We start from the raw sequence: 2,736 nt of genomic DNA, 5'->3' as shown, positions 1-2,736 counted from the left end.
TTTCAACCTGTATCCAAACCACTTTTCAGGTTGTCACTTGGATCGCATTTGGGCAAATCGGCTTTAATCGGCTCTCCGTTCAATTTCCATAATGTGCCGTTGTACTCAGGTTTGATGATTTTGCCGTCTTGGGTTATTTGAGGTACTACCAAGCTGAAATAGACATTTTCAGCTTGGCTTTGCTCAAGACATTTATTCCCGACTTGGTAGTACATCTTAATTACCTGTTAGCGCAACAAGCGTTTTACGATGGCAATCACGAACAGAGCGGCAAATACGCCGACTACCAACCAGCCTGCTTCAAGGCCGTCGGCCTTCGCTGATTCAATACCTGTTTTTGCGTCTTCGGGCAAAGCGGCATAGGCAGATGTAGCCAGAGCCAAGGGAGCAGCGGCAACAACGGCCAGTTTTGCGCCGTATTTACGGCAAGTGTTCATCAATTTCATGATGTTTTCCTTTAGTGAGTTAAACAAAAATTAAATAGGTGCTTTTGCTATTATTCAGACCGTACCTGTAGCCTGAATTTTTAAAATTCTGCTAAAAAGCTGAAGACAATAAAGTTTTCACCGATTTCGGATAACGCGGTTTCTACCGCTTCGTTTCGGTCGTAGAAATAACCGGCTTCATTGACAAACGGTGTTTGCCCGACATCACCCGTATCAGACGGATAAAGGAAGTCGCCCGTTTCCCGTGACTGAACAATGTAAACGCGGGTAATTGTCATGTTTTAGCCTTTGTTTGGGGTTTTAGGCTGGAAACCTAAAATTTTGAGTTTTTGGCTTTTTCCGGTGGTCACTAATTCAACCGTCAAAGAGGCTTCAAAAGGGAACGACAGACCTTTGAACTGTTCGAAATTCACGGAGCCGCCATAGTCGTATTCACTAGCCGAGCTGCCTAATGCGTTGCCTTGGCTACTGTTCAGCGGTGTAGACACGATAACGCGGCAATAATCGAAAGTTTTGCCGTCAATTGGCCGTTAAAGCGTTTAACGCCCATAATTTGGCCTTGAATTTGCATTTGCATGATGTGTTTCCTTATCCAATACACTGCACTTGTAGGCGGCAGCTTTTTGCCTTTTAAAATCTATATGCGTATCGGTCGTACATAAGATTCAGATAATCTTGTTCGTGCTTGGCCTCTATGAGCTTCGTCATTTTGTTTTTTTGTTAGATGGCCATTTCAAGTAAAACTTGGGCAGATTCGTTAAGCCATAAACTGCCTTCGGGTTTGTCATGTATGGCCGATGCTTTGTTTTCGGTACATGAATACACTTCAAGGCTTAATCGTTTGGGCAATAAGTCATGATCTGCCTCGAACATGGCTAAGATTTCCGAACGATCTTTGTGCGGAAACATGGATTTTGCGGCATTGATGGCGCTCCCGACTTGGTTTTTGGCTACTTCGATGCAGCGTTCAAAAGTCAATTCAAGATTCTTTTTCACTGCTTCTATACGTTTGGCTTTCTCTTGGAATTGTGCGCATACAGGGTATGCCTCGCCGAAATACTCACCCGGAACATTCAATACTTCGAACGGAATCACAATATCCTTGGCTTTGAATTCGATTTCAAAACGCACCCACTCGCTTTCTTTGTCGCCAAGTTGCTTGCCTTTTTCGTAAACTCGAACGTATTTGGACGATTCACGGGAGCCTACATAGTAGGTTTTGCCCTTGCCGTTGTTTGATTCCCAATCCGTACCGACTGATTCGCCATCGGGCATCATGTGATGATTGGTGAACTTACAGGCGAGACGGTCGGCTTTGGCCTGCTCGGGCGTGTATTCGCCTTGAAAAAAGTCTTTGGCAATGTCGATACGGGTAATTTTGGGACGGACTGCCTGTAGGATGAAGCTATAAAGTCGTGATTCCCAACCGTCAGATGCGGCATTGCAACCCGTGGCCGTGACTTCAATCAGCATGGTATTGTTTTGCCCACCGAAATGGGCGCGGCCATATTGGGCATTGTCTGTCCCCATCAACCAGCAGGAATCATAAAAACGACCGCCTGAATGCTTGGCTTTTTCAGTAATACCGAAACCAAAAATATCGGCCAGAACCATAGATGCGCGGACGATGTATTCATCATCGGCAACCAATGGATAACCGGCGAGCAAGGAAAAAGTATCTTCGTGGATTGAAAAACTGATTTGGTCGATAAAAGCGGAATTGGCTTTGCCACGACGCAAAGGCACTTCAATCAGACGGCCTTTTGAATCGGTTAAAAAGGTGGTGTATTTTTCGAAGGTTTCGTGTTCGGTGCTCAAAGCCGCTTCGGTTTCTGCTCCCCCCCCTGTTAGATAAGGGGGGGGGCGCCATATCGGCGCATGAAGCCGCCTTTGGCGCGTCGCTTACGCTGCCGCCGCTAAACGCGGCTTCATGCGCTTTTTCGGTGCTGATGTTTTTCATTGGGACACCTCTTTGCTGATGATTTCGCGGACGGACAAACGACCGTATTCATTGGCGGCATTTCTAATTTGTGAAATACGGTCGGGTGAAGAGATGGTGAAATTAACGGTTTTAAGGCAACGGGTAACATCAGAATCGTCTTTGAAAATACGAACGATGAAAGATTTTGGAAATTTAGGCGGTTCGGGATTGACGGTGTAGAAGACGATGCACATAAGAAAAGCCACTTTTGTTAAAGGGGCTTTACGATTGTTAAAAATGCCCCTGTGATGGGGCGCAATATATAAGGTCGTCTGAAAGTGTAATTTTTGTTTTCAGACGACTTGAGGT

The 2,736-nt window shown here is 45.6% G+C and carries 5 protein-coding genes and 1 pseudogene; all 6 read right to left on the bottom strand.

The genetic code is table 11. The features are described 5' to 3' along the window. Positions 1–2: 2 nt before the first annotated feature. Entirely contained in the window at positions 3–215 is a 213-nt protein-coding gene (locus tag NSCA4_RS12500; RefSeq protein WP_016686270.1) for a hypothetical protein, read from the bottom strand. A gap of 12 nt (positions 216–227) precedes the next feature. Then, positions 228–446 (bottom strand): major capsid protein, encoded by a 219-nt coding sequence (locus tag NSCA4_RS0100085; protein WP_016686269.1) that lies wholly within the window; start codon positions 444–446, stop codon positions 228–230. Positions 447–526: 80 nt separating this feature from the next. Beyond that, the gene (locus tag NSCA4_RS0100080; RefSeq protein WP_016686268.1) at positions 527–724 is read right to left on the bottom strand and encodes a hypothetical protein; all 198 of its coding nucleotides are present in this window, start codon (positions 722–724) and stop codon (positions 527–529) included. Positions 725–727: 3 nt separating this feature from the next. After that, positions 728–1,023, bottom strand: a pseudogene (locus NSCA4_RS12495) (hypothetical protein). A gap of 143 nt (positions 1,024–1,166) precedes the next feature. Further along, positions 1,167–2,264 carry a replication initiation factor domain-containing protein gene (locus NSCA4_RS12490; protein WP_016686265.1) on the bottom strand — a complete coding sequence of 366 codons (1,098 nt, stop codon included), beginning with the start codon at positions 2,262–2,264 and terminating at the stop codon, positions 1,167–1,169. A gap of 138 nt (positions 2,265–2,402) precedes the next feature. Then, positions 2,403–2,621, bottom strand: coding sequence for a hypothetical protein (locus NSCA4_RS0100065; RefSeq protein ID WP_016686264.1), 219 nt, complete (start codon positions 2,619–2,621; stop codon positions 2,403–2,405). Between the last annotated feature and the right edge of the window lie 115 nt (positions 2,622–2,736).

Origin of the sequence: Neisseria sicca 4320, assembly GCF_000193735.1 — a bacterium.
Taxonomy (GTDB): Bacteria; Pseudomonadota; Gammaproteobacteria; order Burkholderiales; family Neisseriaceae; genus Neisseria; species Neisseria sicca_E.
This window is presented reverse-complemented; position numbering and strand designations above follow the sequence as displayed.